Source organism: Nocardia sp. NBC_01327, from assembly GCF_035958815.1.
Lineage (GTDB): Bacteria > Actinomycetota > Actinomycetes > Mycobacteriales > Mycobacteriaceae > Nocardia.
This window is the reverse complement of record NZ_CP108383.1, coordinates 2,205,165-2,225,970: the sequence shown is the minus strand read 5'-3', so window position 1 is coordinate 2,225,970 and position 20,806 is coordinate 2,205,165. Positions and strand designations below refer to the sequence as shown.

The following is a 20,806-nucleotide window of genomic DNA, read 5'->3' as shown; positions in this document are numbered from 1 at the left end:
GCTCCGCCCGCGCATCCCGAAGTAGGAAATCATCCGGCCGCACATGAGGGGCGACCGGAAGATCCGTCATGCCCATCGCCACCCCCACGAAAGGAATTCATCCATGCCCGTAATGCACACCGAGGCAGGCGTTTTCGGACGCTCGCACGAGTTGAGCGCGCGACGCCATGAGCAGGTCGTGTTCTGCGAGGACGAGAAGACCGGGCTGAAGGCCATAATCGCGATCCATTCGACCACGCTCGGCCCTGCCCTCGGCGGCACCCGCTTCTATCCGTATGCGAACGAGTCCGCGGCGCTGGAAGACGTACTGCGACTGTCCTGGGGAATGACCTACAAGGCAGCGGCTTCCGGGGTCGATCTGGGTGGCGGCAAGGCCGTCATCATCGGCGATCCGGCCGTTGCCAAGACCGGGGCGCTGCTCGCCGCCTACGCGCGCTTCGTCGAAACCCTGGGCGGGCGATACATCACCGCCGGCGATGTCGGCACCGATACCGATGACCTCGACGTGATCGGCAAGCACACCCGCTATGTCACCGGTCGCAGCATTGCGGCAGGCGGCTCCGGTGACAGCGCCCGGCTGACCGCGCTCGGCGTCTTCCACTCCATGCGCGCGGGCGCTGAATCCGTCTGGGGCACAGCATCGCTGGCCAACCGCACGGTGGGCGTCGAGGGCGTCGGCAAGGTCGGCCGCGAACTCATCGCACTACTGCTCGCCGACGGCGCGGAGGTCTGCGTCACCGATGTGAACGACGCGGCCATGCAGAGGATTTCGCAGGAGCACCCCGGCGTGCGACTGCTCAGCGCGGTCGCCACCGCGCCCGTGGACGTGTACGCACCCTGCGCCCTCGGTGGCACACTCACCGCCTCCAGCGCCGAGGACATCGAAGCCAAACTCGTCTGCGGCGCGGCCAATAATCAACTGGCACAACCGGAAGTAGAGCGGGCGCTGAACGAACGCGGCATCACCTGGGTGCCCGACTTCGTCGCCAATGCGGGCGGGCTCATGCAGGTCGCCGGGGAGCTGCGCACCGCTGATCCGGCCGAGATCGAAGCCGATGTGACACGGATCTTCGACCGCTGCCGCGACATCATCGGCGCCGCGAAGGCCGAGGGCATCGGAACCGGTGCTGCGGCAAACAGGTTCGCCGAACGCCGCCTCGACGCCATCCCGCGGTCGATCTGACAGCAACGCCCCAGTTTCAAAGAGGAGACCCCAGAGTGGCGATCAGAAGCGGTTTGTTCCGCACCAAATCAGTCGAACAGTCGATCCGGGACACCGACGACCCGGATTCCAAGCTACGCAAGGATCTGACGGCGAAGGATCTCACCGTCTTCGGTGTCGCGGTCGTCATCGGCGCGGGCATCTTCACCCTCACCGCCCGCACCGCGGGCACGGTCGCGGGGCCGTCGGTATCGCTGGCCTTCGTCTTCGCGGCGATCGCCTGCGGGCTGACGGCGCTCTGCTACGCCGAATTCGCCTCGACCGTGCCGGTGGCGGGCAGCGCGTACACCTTCGCCTACGCCACCTTCGGCGAGATCATCGCGTGGATCATCGGCTGGGATCTGATCCTGGAATTCGCCCTCGCGGTGTCCGTGGTAGCCAAGGGCTGGTCGCAGTACCTGGGCGAGGCGCTCGGTTCCCACGCGCCGGTCATCACCCTGGGTTCGATCCATTTCGACTGGGGCGCAGTACTTATCATCGCGGTCGTCGGCGTCCTGCTTGCCACCGGCACCAAACTGTCCTCCCGGGTGTCGGCGATCGCGGTGGCCATCAAGCTCGCGGTGGTCGCCCTGGTGCTGGTGGTCGGGGCCACCTACTTCAAGGCCTCGAATCTGACGCCCTACATTCCGCCGTCCCAGCCGTCGGCGAAGGCGGACGGGCTGCGGCAGTCGCTGTTCGCCTACCTCACCGGTTCCGGCGGCACCAGCTTCGGCTGGTACGGGCTGCTGGCCGCGGCGAGCCTGGTGTTCTTCGCCTTCATCGGATTCGACGTGGTCGCCACCACCGCCGAGGAGACCCGCGATCCGCAGCGCAGTGTCCCGCGCGGCATCTTCGCCTCGCTGGCCATTGTCACCGTGCTCTACGTCGCGGTATCGCTGATCCTCACCGGCATGGTGCCCTACACCGCGCTCGCCGACGGGAACGCCACGCTGGCAACGGCTTTCGCACTGAACGGCGCGACCTGGGTGAAGAACATCATCTCCGTCGGCGCGCTGGCCGGACTGTCGACCGTGGTCATGGTCATGTTCCTGGGTCAGACCCGGGTGCTGTTCGCCATGGCCCGCGACGGCCTGCTGCCCCGCAGCCTGGCTCGCACCGGTCCGCACGGCACCCCGGTGCGGCTGACCGTCATGGTGGGCATCGTCTGTGCGCTGCTGGCGGGATTCGTCGACTTCGGCACGCTGGAGGAGATGGTCAATATCGGCACACTGGTGGCCTTCGCGCTGGTGTCCATCGGCGTCCCGATCCTGCGCCGCACCCGCCCGGATCTGCCCCGCGGCTTCCGGGTGCCCTGGGTGCCGCTGGTCCCGATCCTGGCGGCGCTGTCGTGTCTGTGGCTCATGCTCAATCTGTCGATCGAGACCTGGCTGCGTTTCGTCCTCTGGATGGCACTGGGCATGGTCGTCTATTTCGCTTACGGCCGAAGGCATTCGGCGCTACGACGCCGGCCTGCGACCGAGGACCCCGTCGTCGCGCCGGTGCCGTAGCGGGCCCGACGACAACGAACCCGCCCACACCATTGTGGACGGGTTCGCCGCGGTTCCGTAGATCAGCCTGTGTAGCCCGAAAGGTCATACACAGTGGTCGACCCGACGGTCACCGGCTTGAAGTTCGCCGCCACCCAAGTGGTGATGTCAGCGTGGCCATTGCGGCCGAAACCGCCACCGCCACCGGCATTTCCGGCAGCAGGATCGCCGGGGGTCGTCGCCTCGGCGGGCCGTCCGGCGCCGCCGTTGTCACGGGTACCGCCGGTGGTGTCACGGGTACCGCCGGTGGTATCGCGAGCGCCGCCGGTCGTTCCGGGCGCGGCGCCGGCCGCGGCGCCGCCGCCGTCACCGCCACGGCCGCCACCCTGCTGCACCAGGTAGTAGGTGACCTGGTGGTTCTTCACGTAGTCGATGAACTGGCTCAGCGTCGGCGTCGGATCACTGCCGCTGAAGCCACCGATCGCCATGACCGCTGTATTGCTGGACAATTCGAGACCGGCGGCAGTGGACGAACCGTTCGTCGCTGCCGACCACTTGGTCGTGGTGTTCTCGAGCAGACCGTCCAATTGCGGATTGCTCTGCCCGCCGCCACCGAAACCGCCCATGCCGCCACGGTTTCCGTTCGCGGTGTGCATCACCGGGCCCACCGTCGGGCCGCCGCCCTGATGCGCGGTGCCGATGGTGGCGACCGCATAGGCCGCCGAGCCGCCCATCGCGCCGAGCAGTCCGGCGATCAGGGCCACCACCGCGACCCGCTTGCGGACCTGTCCGTTCCACGGAATCACCAGGGCCACCGTCGCCAGCAGGGTGACCACCAGAATCGCGATCCGCAGCGCGGGCATCCAGGAGGAGTTGCGGTCGAGCAGGATGTAGCTCCAGATGCCGCCGGTGGCGATCAGTGCCGCCAAACCTGCACGGCCGAACCAGCTTTCGCGTGCCCGCCACATCTCGAAGATGCCGATGGCGAACATGCCGCCGATCGCGGGTGCGATCGAGAGGCTGTAGTACGGGTGGATGGTGCCCTGCATATAGCTCAGGACCAGACCGTCGATGACCATCCAGCCACCGAAGATGATCGCACCGGCCCGCACCATATCGGTGCGCGGTGCGCGGCCCCGGGAGATCAGGACCAGGACGAAGGCCAGCAGTGCCGCGGGCAGCAACCAGGCGATCTCGAAGCCGAATTCACCGCCGAACAACCGGCTCAAGCCGTGGCTCTGGCCGCCGAAGCCACCGAAGCCGCCGCCACCGCGCTGCGCCGCGGCATCCGCGCCCTGCGCCGCGCCGTGCGTCGTACCGGGGGCACCGGGAGTCTGTCCCGGAAGATTCTGACCGGTCGGGGGAACCGCGGGTGTGGTCGGTCCCTGACCGCCGCGCCCGCCGCCACCGTGATTACGGCCGAGGACTCGCGCGAATCCGTTGTAGCCCAACACCAGATTCATGAAGTTGTTGTCGGTCGAACCGGCGATGTAGGGCCGCGAGGAGGCCGGCCAGAGCAGGGTCACGAAGACGTACCAGCCGGACGAGGCGAGCAGCGCGACCGTCGCGCCGAACAACTGCAGCAGGCGGGTACGCAGCGGATTCGGCGCCGCGATCAAATAGGCGAGCCCGAGCGCCGGGAGCACCATCAAACCCTCGAGCATCTTCGCCAGGAAGGCGAAGCCGAGCGCCACACCGGCCAGCATGATCCACAGGGTGGCGCCGCGCTGCAGGGCTCGCACCGTGCAGTAGGCGCCCGCCATCATCAGCAGCACCATGACGGCATCGGGGTTGTTGAAGCGGAACATCAGGGCCGCGACCGGTGTCAGCGCGAGCACCGCGCCCGCGACCAGACCGGCCGTGCGGCCGCTGATCCTGGTCACCGCCCCGTAGAGCAGGGCGACCGCGGCGACCGCCATCAGCGCCTGCGGGATGAGCATGCTGGCGCTGCTGAATCCGAAGATCTGCCCGGACAGCCCCATCACCCACTGCGACACCGGCGGCTTGTCCACCGTGATGAAGTTCCCGGTGTCCAGCGAACCGAAGAGCAGGGCCTCCCAGTTCTTCGAACCGGCCTGTGCGGCACCGGCATAGAACTGATTGCCCATTCCGTTGATGGTGATGTTCCAGAGATACATCACCGCCGTCCCTATGAGCAGGACCCCTAGTGCGATTCGTTCCCAGACCGTGCGATCCCAGGAGATCCGCCGGCGCGGTGCCGCGGAGGACTCCGGGTTCGCCCCGGGCGCCGCGTCGAGTGTCGTAGTCACCTCACTATTTACGCAACCCCAGCGGCGAGGGCCCTGGGAGCAACCCGTGAGGTTGCTGCGAGCGTTTCAGTCCAGCGACTCGACGAAGTCGGCGATCGCCGCCGCGATGACCTGCGGAATCCGGCGCGGCAGCTGATGACCGCCGCCGTGCACCAGCTCCAGGCGCGAGCACGGGAGCTGCTCGTGCAGGGCCCGGGCGGTGGCAACGGGGACCACCTTGTCGGTCGAATCGGCGACCACCAGCGTCGGCACCGAGGCCTGCTGCAGCGCGGCGATCCAGCGCTCGAAACCGTGCCGGAGTTCACGCTGCTCGAACAGGAAGCTGCGCCACACCGCACCGTGCGCATGGTGGATCTCGGCCAGCGCCTGCCATGAGGGATTCGCGGTGTGATCCGGATACCTGCGCGCCAGCCAGGGCAGCAGCGACCACGCGGTCACCGAGATCATCGGACCGGCGACGGGTGCGGCCAGCATGGTGTCCCAGGGTGTCAGACAGCCCGGCCCCACACTGGCGAGCAGCACCAGGCCGCGCACCCGCTCCGGGGCCATGGCGGCGGCCGCGAGTGCGACCCCGCCGCCGTAGGAATGACCGACCAGAACGGCATCGGTGATCTGCTCGCGTTCCAGGCGCTCCACCAGCCAGCGCGCATTGTCCTCGACAGTTGTTGCCGGACAGGGGTTCTCGCCGTATCCCGGGCGGTCCAGCGCCATGGCGTCGATCGAACCGGGCAGGCATGCGATGACCGCGTCCCAATCGGATCGATCACCGGGCTGCCCGTGCAACAGCACCACGGGCGCACCGCCCGGCGACCGCGCCGACTCGATCTGCGGCACCCGGCCTTCACCTATGCGGTGCACACGCCCCCACAGCAAATCCCCCGCCCGCATCACCGACCGCCTACTGACTGCCATTGTGCGGCTCCGTTCGGCTCGTCGGACACGAATAGCTCGCGTAATCAGGGTAAACAGCCACCCTGGCGACCAGCTGGACACTTCCTGTGCGATCGGTGGGCGATCTCGCGGCACACAGCAGCCCCGGCCCTTGCGGACCGGGGCTGCTGCCTTGTTCAGAACCCTATCGAGAGTCGATCAGGCCAGATCGAACCGGTCGAGGTTCGCGACCTTGGTCCATGCCGCGACGAAGTCCTCGGCGAACTTCTGCTTGGCATCGTCGGTCGCGTAGACCTCCGCGAGCGCGCGCAGCTGCGAGTTCGACCCGAAGAGCAGATCGACACGGCTGCCGGTCCACTTGACCGCGCCGGAGGCGCGATCCTTGCCCTCGAAGGTCTCCTCATCGGACGAGGTCGGCTCCCACGTGGTGGCCATATCGAGCAGGTTCACGAAGAAGTCGTTCGTCAGCACACCCGGGGTCGAGGTGAACACGCCCAGCGGCGACTGGTTGTAGTTCGCGCCCAGCACCCGCAGGCCGCCGATGAGCACCGTCAACTCCGGAGCGCTCAGGGTCAGCAGGTTCGCCTTGTCGATGAGCAGGTATTCGGCCGGAAGCCGGTTGCCCTTCGCCAGGAAGTTCCGGAAGCCGTCGGCAGCGGGCTCGAGTGCGGAGAAGGACTCCACATCGGTCTGCTCCTGGGTGGCATCGGTGCGACCCGGGGTGAAGGGCACCGCGATATCGAATCCCGCGTCCTTGGCAGCCTTTTCGACCGCCGCAACACCGCCGAGCACAACAAGATCGGCGAAGGACACCTGCGCGCCGCCGGCGGCGTTGAAGGACTCCTGAATGCCCTCCAGCGCGCGGATCACCTGGGCGAGCTCGTCGGGATTGTTTGCCTCCCAGCCACTCTGCGGCGCGAGACGGACACGTCCGCCATTGGCGCCACCGCGCTTGTCGCTGCCGCGGAACGACGAAGCCGCCGCCCATGCGGTCGAAACAAGCTGCGAGACAGTCAGACCCGAGCCCAGGAGGGTGCTCTTGAGCGAGGCGATATCGGCCGCGCCGATGACCTCACCGGTCACCGCGGGGATCGGGTCCTGCCACAGCAGCGTCTCCTGCGGCACCAGCGGGCCGAGGTAGCGGACGATCGGGCCCATATCGCGGTGGGTCAGCTTGTACCAGGCCTTGGCGAACTCATCGGCCAGCTCCTGCGGGTTGGCCAGCCAGCGCCGGGTGATCTGCTCGTAGACCGGATCGATGCGCATCGACAGGTCGGTGGTCAGCATGGTCGGCAGCTGCTTCGACGAGTCGAACGCGTTGGGAATGATCGCTTCCGCGTCCTTGGCGACCCACTGGTTGGCGCCGGCGGGCGAGGAGGTCAGCTCCCACTCGTAGCCGTACAGGGTCTCGAGGAAGGTGTTGTCCCACTTGGTCGGAGTCGGGGTCCAGGTGACCTCGAGGCCACTGGTGATGGCGTCCTTTCCGACGCCGGTGCCGAACGAGCTCTTCCAGCCCAGGCCCTGCTCCTGCAGCGGAGCGGCTTCGGGCTCCGGGCCGACGTGATCGGCCGGGCCCGCGCCGTGCGTCTTGCCGAAGGTGTGACCACCGACGATGAGCGCTGCGGTCTCGACATCGTTCATGGCCATGCGCAGGAACGTCTCGCGAATATCGGTCGCGGCCGCCAGCGGATCCGGATTGCCGTTGGGGCCTTCCGGATTCACGTAGATGAGGCCCATCTGCACTGCGGCGAGCGGGTTCTCGAGGTCGCGCTTACCGGTGTAGCGCTTGTCGCCCTCGAGCCAGACCTGCTCGGGACCCCAGTAGACGTCCTCCTCGGGCTCCCACTGATCGACACGGCCGCCACCGAAACCGAAGGTCTCGAAGCCCATGTCCTCCAGCGCGACATTGCCGGCGTAGACGATGAGGTCGGCCCAGGACAGCTTGCGGCCGTACTTCTGCTTGACCGGCCAGAGCAGGCGGCGAGCCTTGTCCAGGCTCGCATTGTCGGGCCAGCTGTTCAGCGGCGCGAACCGCTGCATGCCCGCGCCCGCTCCTCCGCGGCCGTCATTGATGCGGTAGGTGCCCGCGGCGTGCCAGGCCATCCGGATGAAGAACGGGCCGTAGTGGCCGAAGTCGGCGGGCCACCACTCCTGCGAGGTCGTCATGACCCCGACGATGTCCGCCTTGACCGCGGCCAGATCGAGCGTCTTGAACTCGGCGGCGTAGTCGAAGTCCGCGCCGAAGGGGTTCAGCACGTCCGGATTCTTCTGCAGGATCTTCAGATTGATCTGGTTCGGCCACCAGTCACGGTTGCTGCCGCCTTCGACCGGAGGCTTGAGACGACCGTGCGCGACAGGGCAACCGCCCTCCAGGGCAGGTTCGGTTTGGGCCTCACCGATGGGCGGATGTTCAACGGTCACGGGGCATTTCCTTTCGGGAGTGGAGTGTCGAGCAGTCGGGGCACACGCCCCAGTAGATGACCTCGGCCTCGTCCAGGACGAAGCCGTTGTCGTCGGAGGCGGTCAGGCAGGGCGCGTCGCCGACCGCACAGTCGACATCGGCAATAGCGCCGCACGACCGGCACACGACATGATGGTGGTTGTCCCCGACCCGCGTCTCGTAACGCGCCACCGAACCCATGGGCTGAATGCGCCGCAGCAGACCGGCTTCGGTCAATGCCCGCAGCACATCGTAAACAGCCTGGTGGGAGACGGTGCCGAGCGCTTCGCGGACACGTCGCAGAATGGAGTCCGTATCGGAGTGCGGATGGGCATGAACCGCACTCAGCACCGCTACCCGCGGCGCGGTGACACGCAGGTCGACCCCGCGCAACATACGCCCGAATTCGGCTGCGGTGGACACGTTCCGAAGTATGACTCATTCCAGTCTTGGTGGTCATGGTTTTCGCAAACCATGTTCACCCCTTCCGAAACCGGAAATTTCGTAGTTACCTACGATTCACGATCGACATCCCGGAGGCTGACCATGCGCATCATCGATCTGTCGGTTCCGCTGCGGAGCGGGATGCCCGTATATCCGGGCGATCCCGAGGTGAGGATTCGCCCGGCCCTCACGGTCCCGCTGGATGGTGTGAACGTGCTGCACCTGGGGATGGGGTCGCAGAGCGGGACGCATGTGGACGCGCCCGCCCATATAGACGACTCGCTGCCGACACTGGACGCGCTGCCGCTGGAGCGGTTCATCGGGCCCGCGGTGGTCGTGGACGCCCGCGGGTCGGCCGAGCGCGCTGCGATCGGGCGCGAGTATTTCGAGGGCAGAATCGCCGCCGGGCAGATCGTGCTGATCGCCACCGGCTGGTCGGAGCACTGGGGAACACCCTCCTACCTGGCACATCCGTATCTGACGCCCGAGGCGGCGAGCTACCTGGTCGACTCCGGGATACGGACCGTGGGCATCGATGCGCTGAGCGTGGATCCGACTCCGGCACAAGACATTCCGTCCCATAGGATACTGTGCGGCGCTCATGCCGTGATCGCCGAGAATCTCACCGGCCTGGCCGAAGTGCTCCACGCACAGCAGCAAGGCCTCGGCATAGAAGTATCCCTGTTCCCCCTCAATCTGCCCGGCGCCGACGGAGCGCCCGTGCGGGCCATCGCCCGTGTCGGGTGATCACCGGCGGCGTATCCGCTTGTGACCTGTACAGCTCTGTATTGGATACTGTGGCGCAGGCCACGTGATCTTCGTAGACTGCATGGCAACAAAGGGGGAGTCGGGGCCCCCGACCCGCGCTCGATCAAGGAAGACCCTCACGTGAAGCGTTCGGCCGTAACGACTCTGCTAGCCACCGCAGCCATCATGACCGCAGCTCCCGCTGTCGCCTCCGCGGAAATCACCCTCACGGACGCATCCACCACCACGACCACGGGCGATCCGCTGGAGGCCTCGGTCACCGGTTCGGCGTCCGGGTCCGCCAAGACCGGCAGCGCGGGAGGGCTGGCGACCACGGGGTCGACCGGCACGGGATCCTTCGGAATCCCCAATCTCGACAAGCTGCTGCTCGGCAATTTCAAGACATTGTGCGCGGTCACCGGCAGCGCATCCACCATTGTCGGCACGGCCGGCCTCGGCTGCGGCAGCCTGACCGGTGGCGGCAATCTGGGATTGCCCAGCCTGTAGTACCGCGGTTCGCAGAGCATCATCGAGCACGAAGAAGGGGCGCCGGTTTTCACCGGCGCCCCTTATCTTTTGCCCGCCTCAGCGATTGTCGTCGGCGTTGCCGGCCTTCCACTGCGGCCACGACACATTCCAGTCGCCGAGTCCGTCCACGCCCGACAGGGTGCCGCCGACGGTGTTCTTGACGATGGTGATGTCGCCGCGCTTGGCATTGTTGTATACCCAGTGCGCGTTCTCCGGGCTCAGATTCAGGCAGCCGTGGCTGGTATTGCTGTAGCCCTGCTGCCCCACCGACCAGGGCGCCGAATGGAAGAAGATGCCGGAGTAGGAGATCCGGGTCGCCCAGTCGACCGGCGTCTTGTAGCCATTGGGCGAGCTCACCGGGACGCCGTAGGTGGAGGAATCCATGATGATCTTGTCGAACTTGTCGCCGACGATATAGATGCCGTTGTCGGTGGGCGCGCTGTTCTTACCCATGGAGGTCGGCATGGTCTTGACCACTTCGCCGTTCATCTCCACCGTCACCATCTTGGTGTTGTCGTCCGCGGTGAAGACCGTCGCATCGCCGACGGTGAAGTTCGAGGTGATGTCGGAATCGCCGACCAGACCGTTGCCCAGATCTTTGCCGTACACGTGCACATTGATATCGACCCGGGTGCCCGGAGCCCAGAAATGCTCTGGGCGCCAACGCACTTCGCGATTGTTCACCCAGTAGAAGGCGCCCTCCACTGCCGGTGTGGTGGTGATTTTGATCGCGTTCTGCGCGGCCCTGCGGTCCGGAATGTTCTCGTCGAACTGCACGGCCACCGGCTGGCCGATGCCCACCACCTCGTTCTCGGCGGGCAGCAGGTACGGGTGCGTGCGATTGTTCGGCGAAATCGTGCTGAAACTCATAGTCGAGGTGGTCGCACCGCCGAGGCCGATGGCTTCCACCGCGAGCCTGTAGGTGCGCGCAAAGCCCAACTGCTCGGTGGACTTCCAGGTCAGCCCGTCCGGAGCCAACTCCCCCGCCACCGTCTTACCGTCCGGATTGGTCAGCGCCACATTCGTGAGCTTGCCGTCCTCGACCCGCAGCACCAGCGGATCACCCGGCGAAACCCCGCGATCACCATCCTTCACCGGCGATATCAGCTTCGGCTTCACCAGCTCACTGACCGGATTCGAATCGATGGCCACCGACCCGGAATCCTTCGCCGAGTTCCCGGAAGTGCACGCCACCAGCGCAAGCGCGAGCACCGACAAGAGTGCGGCCGATCCCCGCCACTGCCTGGAGCGGTTCCGGCCCTGCCCAACTCTCATTACAACCCCACTTCACGTCTCGGTACGTAGTCGTCACCGAGCGCATTCGGCCCCGACCACGTCTGCTGGACCACCATGCCCGCCGGGAGCGACCACGCACCAGCACCGCCCCACCCTCGCAGGGCTCGACCGTTTCATCCCCACCACCCCCCGATTCGTTAACACTCCCCCGAGAGATCTTCCCACCCAACAAAACCGCAGCTCAGGGATACGATTTCACTTTTCCACGCAGAGCCTGTTAATGTTTCTTCCGCACCGCAGAGAGGCCGAAGCCGCAAGGCAGAGACCCCAATGCACAAGCATGCGCCATTAGCTCAATTGGCAGAGCAGCTGACTCTTAATCAGCGGGTTCGGGGTTCAAGTCCCTGATGGCGCACAACAAGGAAGCCCTGACCAGGTAAAACTGGTCAGGGCTTCCTTCGTATCAGAGCGCGGCCAGTTCGGTTGCGAGTTCGTCCAGTCCCAGGGAGCCCTGGGAGACCGCCGCCATGTGCCAGGCTTTCAGGTCGAAGGCTGCGCCGTGGGCTTTGCGTGCCGCGTCTCGGCCTGCGAGCCAGACCCGCTGGCCGAGTTTGTAGGTGATGGCCTGTCCGGGCAGGCTCAGGTAGCGGATGATCTCGGCGTCGAGCTGGTCGCCGGGAAGCCCGCAGTAGGCCCCGAAGAATTCCCGGGCGTTCTTCGGGTTCACCGGCCGGCCGGCGAGCATCGGAGCCGAGGCGGGGAAACTCATACCCGCGTGCATGCCGATGTCGATGATGACGCGCTGAATGCGCTGCATCTGTGCGTTGAGATAGCCCAGGCGCACGGCCGGATCCTTGTCGTAGTAGCCCAGTTCGTCCATGAACTGCTCCGCGTACATCGCCCAGCCCTCGGCATTGGCGGCAACGAAACCCATGGTGCTCTGATAGATCGTCAATTCCTTTGCCAGGTAGGTCCACTGGCCCAGCTGAATGTGATGACCCGGGACGCTTTCGTGGTACCACAGGTCGACCAGACGCCAGATCGGGAACCGGGTCTTGCCGCCGGTCGGCAGCCAGGTCCGGCCCGGGCGGGAGAAGTCGACAGCGGGTGGGCTGTAGTAGGGGGCGGCGGCCGAGGCGCCGGCGGGGGCGATCATCGCCTCGACCTTCAACAGCGGTGCGGCGAGGTCGAAGTACTTGCCCTGCATGTCGGTGATCGCCCGATCGATCTGCTGCTGCAGGTAGCCGCGAATCGCGGCGGTGCCGTCGTAGGCCTCACCGTGCTCGTCCAGCCATGCCATGGCCTGCAAGGGTGTCGAACCTGGTCGCACCGTGTCGGCGACCTGCCGCATCTGGGCCTCGACCGCGGTGAACTGCTCCCACGCCCAACCGTAGGCTTCGGCGAGGTCCAGGTCGGTGCCGCACCAGTACCGGACCCAGTGCGCGTACCTCTCCGGCCCCACCGTGTCCGGCTGCCCAGCTGCGGCGGGCACATAGCTCCGGTCCAGCCAGTCCTTCATCTCGGCCATCGCGGCACTCGCAGCCTTCGCTGCCGCACCGACTTCCGATCGCACCGATTCCGGTGCGCCGGAGGCGAATTCGCCGAACCAGCCTCCGCCACCGGCGACCATCTGCCCCAGCGCATCGAGCACCTCGGCCACCTGCCTCGGGCCGCACAGTAGGTCGCGGTCCATCGCGTCGGCCAATGTCGATCGGTACTGCTGCAGCGCGGTCGGGATGTTCGCCATCCGCCGCCCGATGACCTCCCATTGCTCGGGGGTACCGGTCGGCATCAACGTGAAAATATCGCGCAAACCCATCAGCGGTGATGCCGAGGGCGCGGTCAAAGTGAGGACATTGAACGGCAGTACCGATCGCCGGTCCTCACCGGCGTCGCGCAATGTCACCTCGATGGTCAGACGCTCCCGGAGCAGCTTCCCGCAGCGCTGCTCCCCCGCGTCGGTGACCTGCCCGGATTTCTCGGCGGCATCCAGATCGGCGAGTGTTCGCCGCGCCAGGTCCGCGACAGCGGCCAGGCCGTCCGGCGACAGGTCCGGAAGCTTGCCGTCAGCGGTGTCGAGCCCCGTGCGCACCGCAAGGTAGGCGTCCATCGTGGCCAACGCGCGAATGTAGTCGTCGGCGATGGCACGGGGCATGCGAACAGCGGGGTTCGGGCTGGTTGACAAGGACATCGCGGCTTCCCTCCGTGGTCAACGATCGGCGGTCGATTGCCTACGAGAAGTGGAGCAGTCAGCGGTGCAGTCGCTCGACCAGTGTCCCAGACCCGCACACAGACCCCATCGCCACCACGGAAAATCCGCTATCGGTACAGGTCGTCGATGAGCGACGCATAGTCGGTGGCGATGGGTTTGCGTTTGAGTTTGTTCGTCGGGGTGAGGTGTTGGCTTCCTGGTTCCCAGATCTCTTGCAGGACAGCGAATTTCTTAATTTGTTCGACCCTGGAAAGTTTCGCGTTGGCGGCGTCGATGCCCGACTGCAGGGCCTCGCGCACACGGGGGTGGGTGGACAGCGTGGCGAGCGAGGTGTCGGGGAGGCTGTGTTTGGCGGCGAAGGCGGCGGCGGCTTCGGGGTCGAGACAGATCAGTGCGACGTTGTAGGGGCGTTGTTCGCCGATTGCGACGGCGGTGCCGATCAGTGGACCGTGGGCGGTCAGGGCGTTCTCGATATTGGCCGGTGACATGTTCTTTCCGGCCGCGTTGATAATGAGTTCCTTCTTGCGGTCGACGATCTTGATATATCCCTCGTCGTCGATCTCACCAATATCTCCGGTGTGCAGCCAGCCATCGGAATCGACTGTCTCCGCGGTCTTCTCAGGATCGTTGCGATACCCGCGCATGACCATGGGTCCGCGTACCAGCAGTTCGCCATCGGCGGCAATACGCACTTCGGCACCGGGCACGGGAGTGCCGACCGTGCCCAGTTTGATTCGCTCCGGCCGGTTGAGCGATATCGCGGCAGTGCATTCGCTCATGCCCCACCCCTCGCAGAGCAGCAGGCCGAGTCCCAGCACGAACTCGTGCACCTCGGCGGGGATCGGGGCGGCGCCGGTGACGCCCATCCGCAGACGATCCAGGCCCAGCCTGGTGCGCACCCGCGAGAGCACCAGCCGGTCCGCCAGCGCGTACCGCACCGCGTCCAATGCGCCGAGCGGCCGACCGGCCGATGCCGCGCGCGCCCGCGCGCGGCCGACGCCGATCGCCCAGCGCGCCAGGTGCTTTCGCACCGGACTGGGATCGTCCTCGATGGCCGATTCGAGCGCGGCCTTCAGCTTCACCCACACCCGGGGCACGCCCAGGAACACGGTGGGCCGGACCTCGGTCAGCGCGGTCAGGATCACCTTCATATCGGAGACCGTGGTGATCTGTACACCGAACAGCATGCTGCTGTAGTGGGCGAGCCAGCGATTGGCCGCGTGCGCGTCGGGCAGATACGAGATGATCCGGTCGGTCGGGCTCAGACCATCGAATTCAGCTGCCACACGCGCATTTTCGATGAAGTTGCGATGGGTCAGCTCGACGCCCTTAGGCGGGCCGGTGGTGCCGGAGGTATAGACGATGGTGAGCAGATCGTCCGCGCCGACCGTGCGCCAGGCCGCATCGAAGTCGAAGTCCCCGGCCGGGGCCGCCACCACCTGATCCAACCCGAGGACGCCCACCGCGGCGCCCCCCGATTCCTGTTCCCCCGGATCGTCGACACACACCACGTGCTCGACCCTGCCGCCCAGCTTCCGGGCCGCCAGCACCGTGGGCAGGAACTGGCGTTCGCAGATGATCACCCGGTTGCCCGCGTTCTCGAACTGGTAGGCGATGGCTTCGGCCGGATTGGTGTTGTACGTCGAGAACGGCGTCGCCCCGATATGCAGAATCGCGGTGTCGCACAGGTGGAATTCGGGCCGATTGGTGAGCATGATCGCCACCGTGTCGCCGGAGCCCACACCCAGTCCGGCCAGGCCCGCGGCAATGGCCCGCACCCGATCGGCGTACTGCCGCCAGGTGAGGGTGACCGCGTCACCACTGGTGCGCAACGCGATCTCATCCGGATAGCGGCGCACCGTCTCCTGGAATGCGGCGCACATGGTGGCGGGCCGGCCGACTGTGGAGCGATTCGTCATTCCGAGCGTCCTCGTCCTCGAATGGTGTTCTTGTATACGGTGATTCACTCCGCGAGCCCGCGCGCACGGTCCTCGTAGGCGCGGCGCTCGGCGGGGTCGACGTCGTCGGTGAAAACGTGCTCACCGCCCAGCATCCGCGTCAGGGTTTCGCTGACCTGCCGCGGCATGAACTTCTGCGCCGCGACGAGGGTCCCGACGACCCGGCCGACCCGCAGTTTGGGCCGCGGACGGGCGATCAGGGAGAGGATGCCCGCGGCGATATCCTCCGGCTCGACATTGTGAAATCCCTTGATGCCCTTGGTGCCCGCCGTCAGCTCGGTATTCACGAACGACGGCATCATGAGCGAGAAGTCGAGGCCGCTGGTGCGATGTTCGACCCGCACGGCTTCGGTGAAGCCCACCACCGCGTACTTACTGGCGCAGTAGGTGGCCAGGCCCGGCGTGTAGGTCTCCCCCGCCAGCGACGAGACATTGATGATGTGACCGCGACCTCGCGGAAGCATGTGCTGCACAGCGAGTTTCGTACCGAGAATGACCCCGTAGGCATTGATGTCGAGAATGCGCCGCGTCACCGCGTCCGGCTCGTCGGAGATCCGGCCGACCGGCATGATCCCGGCATTGTTCACCAGGACGTCGATCGGCCCGAGCCGCGCCTCCACCTCATCCAGGAAGGCCGCGAAGGAATTCGGTTCGGTCACATCGAGTTTCACGGCCACCTCGAGACCGAGCGACTTTCCCGCCGCCTGGACCGCGGGCTCGTCGATATCGCCGATGGCGACGCGCGCGCCGAGACCGTGCAGTGCGGTCGCGGTCGCCAGTCCGATGCCCCGCGCCGCACCGGTGATCACGATGATCTTGCCGCGCACCGCGGCCGCATTGTCCGTCATTTGCCCAACTCTCGCTAGCGGTGACGCCGAGACCGATGCCACTCGATTGTGCTGTTGTTCAGCCTGTTTCAGTTCGGCCGCCGGCTATTCCGTGGGCCAGCCGCAGTGCCAGCTCGGTCACTCGATCGGGTGCGTCGAGATGTGGGCAGTGACCGATGCCCTCGAGCACCACCAGCTGACTGCCCGGCACCGCCGCTGCCAGGTTGCGACTTCCGTCGACGGTGACCAGGCGATCGCGACGGCCGTGCACCACGATCGTGGGGCACCGGATATTGCGCACCCCGGCCACCGACGCCACCTCGGAGGCGTAACGCATTCCCGCCGAAGCCAATTCGCGACGGCGGCCCGGAGCATCGAACTGTTCGAGCAGCGCACTCACGATCTCCGGATCGGCCGCCTGAGCGCGACCGTAGAGGAGTTTGGCCGCCATTCGGGCCGCAGTGCGACCACGCAGGAGTCCCGGTAGACCGGCCAGCGCGACGAATGGCCTGCCCTGACCGGCGAGCACCGCCTTCACCAGTGGTGTCCACTGATCGGTGGCCGTGTCGAGCGCCAGCAGTCCGCCGACCGGCAGTCCGGCGGTGGTGTCGAGCAGCCGCACACAGGTCGCCGCGCCGAGCGAATTGCCCACCAGCACCACAGGTTCGACCGCACCGTGGATACGAACCACCGATTCCAGGAAGCGCACCAACTGCGGCAGTTGCGGCCCGCCGGTGAGCGGGTCCGCGGCACCGAGGCCCGGCAGATCGACCGCGAGGGCCGGTTGACCTGCCTCCTCGCATCGCTTCAGGACCGGCCCCCAGCAGGGTGCGGGATGACCGAAACCGTGCACCAGCACCAGTTTCGGGCCCGCGCCCTCGACGTACAGCTCTCGCGTGCGGTATCCCGCGTATTCCGCACGCCGTTCGCCGACCATTGCTACGCCTTGGCCCAGTGGTCCAGCTGTCCGGGCAGCTTGTCCAGCAGCCAGGGGCCGTCGGTCTCGACCGTCTCCCTGGTGTTCCAGCCCTGCAACAGCGATACCGCACCGCCCTGCACCGCCAGCACCTTGCCGGTGAGCGGGCAGTCCGGGCTCGCCAGGTAGACCACGACCGGAGCGATATTGGCCGGGCTGAAGGCGTCGAACTCACCCTCGGGAACCTCTTCGGCGAAGATCGCCCCCATGCCCGGGGTCGCCAGGGTCAGGCGGGTACGTGCTACGGGCGCAATGGCATTCACTCGAACGCCGTAGCGTTCCAGCTCGAGCGCCGCGACCTCGGTGAGCGCGGCGATGCCCGCTTTGGCCGAACCATAGTTGGCCTGACCCGGATTCGGCATGAAGGTGCCCGATGCGGAGGCGGTATTGACCACAGCGGCATTGACCGGCTTGCCCGCCTTGGTCTGATCCTTCCAGTAGGCGGCAGCGTGGTGCAGTACCGAGAAATGACCCTTGAGATGTACGGCGATAACCGAATCCCATTGCGCCTCATCCATACTCGCAATGAACCCGTCGCGCAGGATGCCCGCGTTGTTCACCACGATGTCGAGCCCGCCGAACTCCGAGATCGCCTGGTCGACAAGGCCCTTCGCGCCCGCCCAGGTGGCGATATTGTCGGTGTTGGTGACCGCCCTGCCACCGGCGGCGACGATTTCGTTCGCCACCTCCTGGGCCGGGCCGGCATCCGCGCCGTTGCCCTCATTACTGCCGCCGAGATCATTGACGACAACGCTCGCGCCTTCGCGAGCCAGCAGCAGTGCGTGCTCACGGCCGATGCCGCGTCCGGCGCCGGTGACCACGGCGACGCGGTTCTCCATTGAACCCATGATGTTCCTTCGTGTCCGGGAAGAGTGAGCTCAGCCGACGAGTGCGGCGAGCTTGTCCAGCGAGGCGTTGAGCTCCTTCGTGGAGGCGCGCTCGATGGCGCCGCCAATGGCGCCCACCATCATCTGGCTGATGAACTCGGCGTCGATGGTGGCCACGGACGCGTCATCGCCGTTCGCCTCGACCGACAGCGTGAAGCTGATCTTCGCCCCTGCCATGCCGGTGCCGGAGAACTTGGTGGTGTTCGGCGCTTCGTAGGTCTCGACAGTGAAATCGATGGTGTTCGCCATGCCCATGATGGTCAGCACCTCGGCCATGGTGGCGCCCTGCGAGAGCTGCGCCGGCGGCTCGGACTTCCACTTGGTGTGGACGGTCATCCACTCCTCGAAGCGGCGCGGGTCGGAGAGCACCGCCCACAGCTTGTCCTGCGAGACGGGAAATTCCTTGGATACGTTGGCCTTTGCCATGATCGCCGATCCTTCTGTGCGGGTGGGGTTGTGGTGGAGGTGGTGTCAGCGGTTCGCGGAGCGGTACGCGGTCACGAACGACGCGCCGCCCAGGCCGATGTTGTGCGCCAGCGCCACACCGGATTTCGCGGCGGCCGAGGCCACCTGGCGCTGATCGGCTTCACCGCGTAGCTGCCAGGTCATCTCGGCGCACTGTGCGAGGCCGGTCGCGCCGAGCGGATGGCCCTTGGAGATGAGACCGCCGGAGGGGTTGACTACCCAGCGGCCGCCGTAGGTGGTGTCGCCGTTGTCGATGAGCTTGTGACCCTCGCCTTCGGCCGCGAGCCCCAGCGCCTCGTAGGTGAGCAGCTCGTTCGGCGCGAAGCAGTCGTGCAGTTCGATGACGTCGATGTCCTCGGGCCCGATTCCGGCCTGCTCGTACACCTTTCGCGCGGCGGCCGCCGTCATATCGACGCCGACCAGAGCGCGCGCGGTCTTGGCGGCGAAGGTCGAGGGCAGATCGGTCACCACGGCCTGGCCGACGATCTCCACGGCGCGGTCGCCGAGCCCGTGCTCCTGCACGAAGCGCTCACTGGCCAGCACGGCCGCGGCGGAACCGTCGGAGGTGGGCGAGCACATGAGCCGGGTCAGCCCCAGGGGCTCGTACACCATTTTCGCCTGCTGGATCTCGTCCAGGCTGTAGATGTTCTGGAACTGCGCGTACGGATTGTTCGCCGAATGCCGGTGGTTCTTCTCGGCGATCCTGGCGTAGTGCTCGGGGGTGGAGCCGTAGTTCTCCATATGCTCGACGCCCGCCGCACCGAACATCCACGGCGCCACCGGCATTGCGAATTCCTGCAACTCGGCCAGCGCCTGAATGTGGTTCATGAGCGGCTGTTCCCGATCGGTCCACTGCGACTCCAGCGACCCGGTCTGCATCTTCTCGAAACCGACGGCCAGCGAGCAGTCCGCGAAGCCGCCCGCAATGGCGCGGGCCGCGAGATACAGCGCGGTCGAGCCGGTGGAGCAGTTGTTATTGACATTCACGATCGGAATGCCGGTGATGCCGAGCTCGTAGATCGCGCGCTGGCCACTGGTCGAGTCGCCGTAGCAGTAGGCGGCCACCGCCTCCTGGACCGCGCCGTATTCGATACCGGCGTCCGCAAGCGCCTTGCTGCCGGACTCCTCGGCCATGGCCGGGTAGTCCCAGCCTTCCCGGCGGCCCGGCTTCTCGAATTTCGTCATACCGACGCCGACGACGAAAACCCTGTTCGACATGAGAGTGCTCCTGAAAGTTATTGCGGCTCAGGCGGTGGCGAACTCGGCCAGGCCGTCGGTGATGAGGAATTTGCCGGGCTTCTCATCGCCGGCGGTCTCATAGGCGTAGACCTCGCGGTCGCCGATCACGCCTCTGTTCCAGACACTGCTGGTGATGGTTTCCTGCGGCAGGCCCGGCTTGGTGAGCCGGACCGCCAGCCGCTTGAGCCGCGCCGGATCCTCCGGGCTGATCTCGGTCAGCAGCGCGTGCGAGGTGAACGCGATGGTGCACAGACCGTGAATAATGATGCCCGGCAAGCCCATTGCCCGCGCGAACTCGTCATCGAGATGGATCGGCATCGGATCACCGGCAGGCTCGGAGTAGCGGAATGTCTGATCCGCGTCGAAGCGCTGCACCGCGGTGAAGTCGGGTTCGCGGGCGCGCAGCGACTCGTCGAAGGCGTGCTCGGGACTGGTGGCGCCGGCAGACCCCTCGAACTGCCCGCCCCGGAAGAACCCGACGAAGTACTGCTCGTTGACCAGATCCCCGCGATCGCCGCGGGTCTGCATGAGCGTGGTCACCACGACCCCGGAGGACTTGCCCTCGATCCCGATCGGCTTGGCGCGCACCGACAGCGTCTCTCCCGGTTCGATCGGCCGATGCAGCCGGAAGTCGTGCTCTCCGTGCAGAATTCGCATCATCAGCTCATCCGGAACCACCGACATGGTGGCGTCTGCCATCATGACCATCGCGGGCACCACCGCGAACACCGGCGGCGCATAGGTGCCGTCCAGATGCTGCCGGATGGGGTCGTTGGTCGCCTCCGCGTACGCGATGGTCCGCTCGGCATCAACCTTGAACTGCTGTTCCTCGCCCCAGATGTCGAGGTGGTCGAGGTGGAAACCCTCGTTGTCGGCCACGGCTGTGTCTCCTGTGCGCATTGTCGGCATTGACTGATTCGACGGTAAGGAGCGCGCACCGGCTCTCGCAGTGACCGAACCTCTCTGCGGCTTGACCGAACCGCTCACCGTTCGCCTTC

17 protein-coding genes and 1 tRNA gene are annotated in these 20,806 nt (G+C 66.4%); 5 read left to right on the top strand and 13 right to left on the bottom strand.

What is annotated here, in order from left to right; genetic code table 11:
- The first annotated feature begins 103 nt into the window (after positions 1-103).
- Together OG326_RS09685 and OG326_RS09680 are read left to right on the top strand one after the other, a co-directional pair.
- A complete protein-coding gene (locus OG326_RS09685) occupies positions 104-1,183 on the top strand; it encodes a Glu/Leu/Phe/Val dehydrogenase dimerization domain-containing protein (RefSeq protein ID WP_442790933.1) in 1,080 nt (359 codons plus the stop codon).
- 35 nt (positions 1,184-1,218) lie between these two features.
- A complete protein-coding gene (locus OG326_RS09680; RefSeq protein ID WP_327144276.1) occupies positions 1,219-2,709 on the top strand; it encodes an amino acid permease in 1,491 nt (496 codons plus the stop codon).
- A 62-nt stretch (positions 2,710-2,771) separates the two neighbouring features.
- Here the strand turns inward: OG326_RS09680 and OG326_RS09675 are convergent, their stop codons facing one another.
- The 4 genes from OG326_RS09675 to OG326_RS09660 all read right to left on the bottom strand — a co-directional run bounded on the left by OG326_RS09675 (position 2,772) and on the right by OG326_RS09660 (position 8,685).
- Positions 2,772-4,958, bottom strand: a complete 2,187-nt coding sequence (locus OG326_RS09675) for an ArnT family glycosyltransferase (protein WP_327144275.1) — start codon at positions 4,956-4,958, stop codon at positions 2,772-2,774.
- A gap of 66 nt (positions 4,959-5,024) precedes the next feature.
- The gene (locus OG326_RS09670) at positions 5,025-5,792 is read right to left on the bottom strand and encodes an alpha/beta fold hydrolase (RefSeq protein WP_327144274.1); all 768 of its coding nucleotides are present in this window, start codon (positions 5,790-5,792) and stop codon (positions 5,025-5,027) included.
- A gap of 255 nt (positions 5,793-6,047) precedes the next feature.
- Positions 6,048-8,270 carry a catalase/peroxidase HPI gene (gene katG, locus OG326_RS09665; RefSeq protein ID WP_327144273.1) on the bottom strand — a complete coding sequence of 741 codons (2,223 nt, stop codon included), beginning with the start codon at positions 8,268-8,270 and terminating at the stop codon, positions 6,048-6,050.
- Positions 8,260-8,685: a Fur family transcriptional regulator gene (locus tag OG326_RS09660; RefSeq protein WP_442791015.1), complete on the bottom strand. Its 426-nt coding sequence runs from the start codon at positions 8,683-8,685 to the stop codon at positions 8,260-8,262. The genes katG and OG326_RS09660 overlap by 11 nt, the downstream gene beginning before the upstream one ends.
- Positions 8,686-8,835: 150 nt before the next feature.
- Between OG326_RS09660 and OG326_RS09655 the strand changes: the two genes are divergently transcribed.
- Positions 8,836-9,480, top strand: a complete 645-nt coding sequence (locus OG326_RS09655) for a cyclase family protein (RefSeq protein WP_327144271.1) — start codon at positions 8,836-8,838, stop codon at positions 9,478-9,480.
- Between the two features lie 186 nt (positions 9,481-9,666).
- A complete protein-coding gene (locus OG326_RS09650) occupies positions 9,667-9,987 on the top strand; it encodes a hypothetical protein (RefSeq protein WP_327144270.1) in 321 nt (106 codons plus the stop codon).
- Between the two features lie 78 nt (positions 9,988-10,065).
- Here the strand turns inward: OG326_RS09650 and OG326_RS09645 are convergent, their stop codons facing one another.
- The gene (locus OG326_RS09645; protein ID WP_327144269.1) at positions 10,066-11,283 is read right to left on the bottom strand and encodes a L,D-transpeptidase; all 1,218 of its coding nucleotides are present in this window, start codon (positions 11,281-11,283) and stop codon (positions 10,066-10,068) included.
- A 303-nt stretch (positions 11,284-11,586) separates the two neighbouring features.
- Between OG326_RS09645 and OG326_RS09640 the strand changes: the two genes are divergently transcribed.
- Positions 11,587-11,659: transfer RNA gene (locus tag OG326_RS09640), tRNA-Lys, on the top strand.
- 48 nt (positions 11,660-11,707) lie between these two features.
- Here the strand turns inward: OG326_RS09640 and OG326_RS09635 are convergent.
- The 8 genes from OG326_RS09635 to OG326_RS09600 all read right to left on the bottom strand — a co-directional run bounded on the left by OG326_RS09635 (position 11,708) and on the right by OG326_RS09600 (position 20,717).
- Positions 11,708-13,435 carry a DUF885 domain-containing protein gene (locus tag OG326_RS09635; RefSeq protein ID WP_327144268.1) on the bottom strand — a complete coding sequence of 576 codons (1,728 nt, stop codon included), beginning with the start codon at positions 13,433-13,435 and terminating at the stop codon, positions 11,708-11,710.
- 128 nt (positions 13,436-13,563) lie between these two features.
- Positions 13,564-15,375, bottom strand: a complete 1,812-nt coding sequence (locus OG326_RS09630; RefSeq protein WP_327144267.1) for an AMP-dependent synthetase/ligase — start codon at positions 15,373-15,375, stop codon at positions 13,564-13,566.
- Between the two features lie 44 nt (positions 15,376-15,419).
- Positions 15,420-16,262, bottom strand: coding sequence for an SDR family oxidoreductase (locus OG326_RS09625; protein ID WP_327144266.1), 843 nt, complete (start codon positions 16,260-16,262; stop codon positions 15,420-15,422).
- A 58-nt stretch (positions 16,263-16,320) separates the two neighbouring features.
- A complete protein-coding gene (locus OG326_RS09620; RefSeq protein ID WP_327144265.1) occupies positions 16,321-17,178 on the bottom strand; it encodes an alpha/beta fold hydrolase in 858 nt (285 codons plus the stop codon).
- A 2-nt stretch (positions 17,179-17,180) separates the two neighbouring features.
- Positions 17,181-18,065 (bottom strand): SDR family oxidoreductase, encoded by an 885-nt coding sequence (locus OG326_RS09615; protein ID WP_327144264.1) that lies wholly within the window; start codon positions 18,063-18,065, stop codon positions 17,181-17,183.
- A 30-nt stretch (positions 18,066-18,095) separates the two neighbouring features.
- Positions 18,096-18,530, bottom strand: coding sequence for a type II toxin-antitoxin system Rv0910 family toxin (locus OG326_RS09610; RefSeq protein WP_327144263.1), 435 nt, complete (start codon positions 18,528-18,530; stop codon positions 18,096-18,098).
- Positions 18,531-18,575: 45 nt separating this feature from the next.
- Entirely contained in the window at positions 18,576-19,787 is a 1,212-nt protein-coding gene (locus OG326_RS09605) for a lipid-transfer protein (protein WP_327144262.1), read from the bottom strand.
- A 27-nt stretch (positions 19,788-19,814) separates the two neighbouring features.
- Positions 19,815-20,717, bottom strand: coding sequence for a MaoC/PaaZ C-terminal domain-containing protein (locus tag OG326_RS09600; RefSeq protein ID WP_442790932.1), 903 nt, complete (start codon positions 20,715-20,717; stop codon positions 19,815-19,817).
- Positions 20,718-20,806 lie beyond the last annotated feature (89 nt).